The organism is Thioalkalivibrio halophilus, assembly GCF_001995255.1.
Taxonomy (GTDB): Bacteria; Pseudomonadota; Gammaproteobacteria; order Ectothiorhodospirales; family Ectothiorhodospiraceae; genus Thioalkalivibrio; species Thioalkalivibrio halophilus.
In genome coordinates, this window is sequence record NZ_MUZR01000025.1 from 1 (window position 1) to 2948 (window position 2948).

7 protein-coding genes are annotated in these 2948 nt (G+C 65.8%); 4 read left to right on the plus strand and 3 right to left on the minus strand.

Going from position 1 to position 2948, the window contains the following annotated elements; genetic code table 11:
* The coding region (locus B1A74_RS14385; protein WP_244269197.1) for a sugar phosphate nucleotidyltransferase at nucleotides 1-283 on the minus strand (283 nt) is incomplete at its 3' end.
* A gap of 138 nt (nucleotides 284-421) precedes the next feature.
* On the opposite strand from B1A74_RS14385, the gene B1A74_RS07865 reads away from it, so the two are divergent.
* On the plus strand, nucleotides 422-769 hold the full coding sequence (locus tag B1A74_RS07865) for a hypothetical protein (protein ID WP_077244296.1): 348 nt from the start codon (nucleotides 422-424) through the stop codon (nucleotides 767-769).
* Between the two features lie 18 nt (nucleotides 770-787).
* Nucleotides 788-1072, plus strand: coding sequence for a type II toxin-antitoxin system HicA family toxin (locus B1A74_RS07870; protein ID WP_077244297.1), 285 nt, complete (start codon nucleotides 788-790; stop codon nucleotides 1070-1072).
* 171 nt (nucleotides 1073-1243) lie between these two features.
* Here the strand turns inward: B1A74_RS07870 and B1A74_RS07875 are convergent, their stop codons facing one another.
* Both B1A74_RS07875 and B1A74_RS07880 read right to left on the minus strand, forming a co-directional pair.
* Nucleotides 1244-1624, minus strand: coding sequence for a PIN domain-containing protein (locus B1A74_RS07875; RefSeq protein WP_077244298.1), 381 nt, complete (start codon nucleotides 1622-1624; stop codon nucleotides 1244-1246).
* Nucleotides 1621-1884 carry an AbrB/MazE/SpoVT family DNA-binding domain-containing protein gene (locus B1A74_RS07880; protein ID WP_077244299.1) on the minus strand — a complete coding sequence of 88 codons (264 nt, stop codon included), beginning with the start codon at nucleotides 1882-1884 and terminating at the stop codon, nucleotides 1621-1623. Before B1A74_RS07880 ends, B1A74_RS07875 begins: the two co-directional genes overlap by 4 nt.
* Nucleotides 1885-2286: 402 nt before the next feature.
* On the opposite strand from B1A74_RS07880, the gene B1A74_RS07885 reads away from it, so the two are divergent.
* Both B1A74_RS07885 and B1A74_RS07890 read left to right on the plus strand, forming a co-directional pair.
* Nucleotides 2287-2565, plus strand: a complete 279-nt coding sequence (locus B1A74_RS07885; protein ID WP_077244300.1) for a BrnT family toxin — start codon at nucleotides 2287-2289, stop codon at nucleotides 2563-2565.
* Nucleotides 2540-2842, plus strand: coding sequence for a BrnA antitoxin family protein (locus B1A74_RS07890; protein WP_051080621.1), 303 nt, complete (start codon nucleotides 2540-2542; stop codon nucleotides 2840-2842). The genes B1A74_RS07885 and B1A74_RS07890 overlap by 26 nt, the downstream gene beginning before the upstream one ends.
* The last annotated feature ends 106 nt before the right edge of the window (nucleotides 2843-2948 follow it).

Sequence of the window (2948 nt, forward strand, 5' to 3'; positions counted from 1 at the left end):
GCCAGGGGGCTGGCCTCCTACAACCAAACCCTGCCCGGTAGGAGGCCGGCCCTCCGGCCGATCGGGCGCCGGAGCTGGTCGGCCGGAGGGCCGGCCTCCCGCGGGGGGTGGTCGAACCGGGGTAAGCACTGGTTACGCGGGCGAGTGTCTGCTGCAGGAGCGTCGGGCCATCGGCATGCGGCAGGGCCAGGAACTGCTTGGGATGCGCCTCGCGCGAGAGCGGCCACAGGCGCGTCCCGGAACCGCCGGCGAGGATCACGGGCTGGATCACGGTATCGTCCATGTCGGCATCATACCCCAGCGCCGGATCGGCCAGGGGGCTGGCCTCCTACGGGTCGGGGAAGGCAATGCCGTGGTGACAGCCCCGTTGCGGAGGCGTAGCATTTTGACCTTGAATCGGGGACAGGGAGCGCCGATAACCATGGAACAGAAGCGTATTCATGTTCGCTGCCTGCTGGAGCGGCGGGCTGACAACCTGTATGCGGGATATTCCCTCGAGTTTGCGATTGCTGCTCAAGGGGATTCGCTGGAGGACGTACGCGAACAGCTCCACGCCATGATCCAGAACCACCTGGAAGAGGTGGCCGCGTCCGCCGAGGCCGGTAATCTTGAAGAAGCGAAGCAGCTTCTCCGGCGCAAGGCACGACCCGGAGTTTTTCTGAAATTTCACTGGGTACGGCTCATGGATTGGTTGCGACACAACGGCCAGGGGCCGCGCGATCGACAACGCTTCGAAGAGGATGCCGATATCCCGAGCGCCGTCGCGTGACCCACCGCTCCATGTGCCATGGGATTCGGCGCCAACAAACGGCAGGTAAGCCATCGTGAATTCACCCGCGTGCTTCGACACCTCGGTTTTGAGGTGAACAAAAAACAGGGAAAGGGCGCACATGAGAAGTGGGTGCATCCCGAGTTTCGCGGCGCGAAACGCGTGGTCCTGGTCAGTGAACACAATCAGCCATTTGCGAAAGGCATCCTGCGCGCGATGATCGACCAGACGGGATTGAAGCCACAGGAATTCTACCGTTGCCTGGACGACCCCAAACGTGCCATGGAGATCCTGGAAAGGTAGGAGGCCGGCCCTCCGGCCGATTGTGCGTCCGGGCAATCTCCAGGCCCGAATCGGCCAGGGGCTGGCCTCCTACGGTTGCACCCGACCGGTAGGAGGCCGGCCCTCCGGCCGATCCGCCCGGTGCCGGTCTTACCCCGTCGGCCAGGCCCCGGACACGAGCGGCTGGCCGGGTTAACGCAGCGAGCGAACCTCGATGTCCAGGTCAAGCTGCTCCCATGCCCGATCGGCGGTCAGGACCGGGAGGGCCTTGTCTCTGGCCAGCGCGAGGCAGGCACGGTCGGGCATTGACAGGCCATGTCGGCGGGAGGACTCCCAGAGCTGTGCGGCCAGCTCGGCCTGTTGCGGCGTGAATGGCTCGAACACCAGCCCGACATCCATGAACTCCTGCTGCATGCCCCGGACGTCCACCCCGCGCTGCAGGGATTTCTGGACAACCTCCGACCAGTTCACGGTGGACACGCAGCCGCCGTCGAGGGCACGCGCCACACTGTCTCCGCCCGGCTCGTCATGCAAAAAGGCCAGCAGGGCGGAAGCATCCAGCACGGTGGTCATGGTTCACCATGTTCATGCCCGGCTTCGCGCCGCCGATCGTCAATGAGTTCGTCCGCAAGGCTGACGTCCTGCGGGATGTGCCTGAATCGATCACGGAGCCGTTGCTCGACGATCTCACGCCGTTCCAGCACCAGGCTCTCCCCAACCAGACGCGCGACCAGGCGGTCGCCCGGGCGCAGTTTGAGGGTATTGCGCAGTGCCGCCGGGATCACCACCCTGCCTTGTGCGCCAACCTGCACCTCGTTTTCGTTTTGTGCCACGGCTCTCATCCTCTGCCACATACAGCTCCAATATGGCACAGCAAGGCGCAACGAACCACGGCCAATCGCAGGCGCCCGACATCCCGCGCCCGATCGGCCAGAGGGCTGGCCTCCTACGATTGCACCCGGCCGCGCAGGAGGCCGGCCCTCCGGCCGATTCGGCGTCCGGGGTGTCTCCGGCGCCCGATCGGCCAGGGGGCTGGCCTCCTACGGTTGCACCCGGCCGCGTAGGAGGCCGGCCCTCCGGCCGATTGTGCGTCCGGGCAATCTCCAGGCCCGAATCGGCCAGGGGCTGGCCTCCTACGACCCCATCCCGCCCTGTGGGAGGCCGGCCCTCCGGCCGACCAGCCCCGGCGCCGGGTGGCGCTGGCGGCACATGGTTTTTGTACATACAATATTCAAATGGAGATCGAATTTGATGCGGACAAGGACGCCGCGAACCTGGCCAAACACGGTGTCTCCCTGGCCGACGCCGCGCATCTCGACTGGGACACGCTGCTGGCGATGGAGGACCGCAGGGCCGATTACGGCGAATGCCGGATGACGGGATACGCCCTCCGGGAAGAGCGGCTGTACTGCGTCGTCTTCACGGACCGGGGATCCGCTCGCCGCATTATCAGCCTGCGCAAGGCCAACAACCGAGAGATCCTTCGCTATGCCCAAATTTATGACGCTACGTGACGGCCGCCGGGTCGCGCTGAACGATGCCGACGAGGAAACCCGGGTCAACGAGGGCATCGCCGCGGATCCGGATACCCATGAGCCCGATGAACAGGAGTTCGCGAACCTTCGTCCGGTCGGTCGCCCACGGTCCGAAGTGACCAAGGAACGAATCACGATCCGCCTGTCACCGGAGGTGGTGGACGCGTTCCGCGCAACCGGAAAAGGCTGGCAGACGCGCATGGACGCGGCCCTGAAGGAATGGTTGAAGGAACACCACCCCACCCCGGACCCGTAGGAGGCCAGCCCCCTGGCCGATCTGCCCGGTGCGTCTTCTGGCCCCGATCGGCCAGAGGGCTGGCCTCCTACGACCCCATCCCGCCCTGTAGGAGGCCGGCCCTCCG

Bases quoted from the DNA above. Each gene is read 5' to 3' on its own strand.
- B1A74_RS07865 (WP_077244296.1), top strand. From the start codon at position 422: ATGGAACAGAAGCGTATTCATGTTCGCTGCCTGCTGGAGCGGCGGGCT.
- B1A74_RS07870 (WP_077244297.1), top strand. From the start codon at position 788: ATGGGATTCGGCGCCAACAAACGGCAGGTAAGCCATCGTGAATTCACC.
- B1A74_RS07875 (WP_077244298.1), bottom strand. From the start codon at position 1,624: ATGACCACCGTGCTGGATGCTTCCGCCCTGCTGGCCTTTTTGCATGAC.
- B1A74_RS07885 (WP_077244300.1), top strand. From the start codon at position 2,287: ATGGAGATCGAATTTGATGCGGACAAGGACGCCGCGAACCTGGCCAAA.
- B1A74_RS07890 (WP_051080621.1), top strand. From the start codon at position 2,540: ATGCCCAAATTTATGACGCTACGTGACGGCCGCCGGGTCGCGCTGAAC.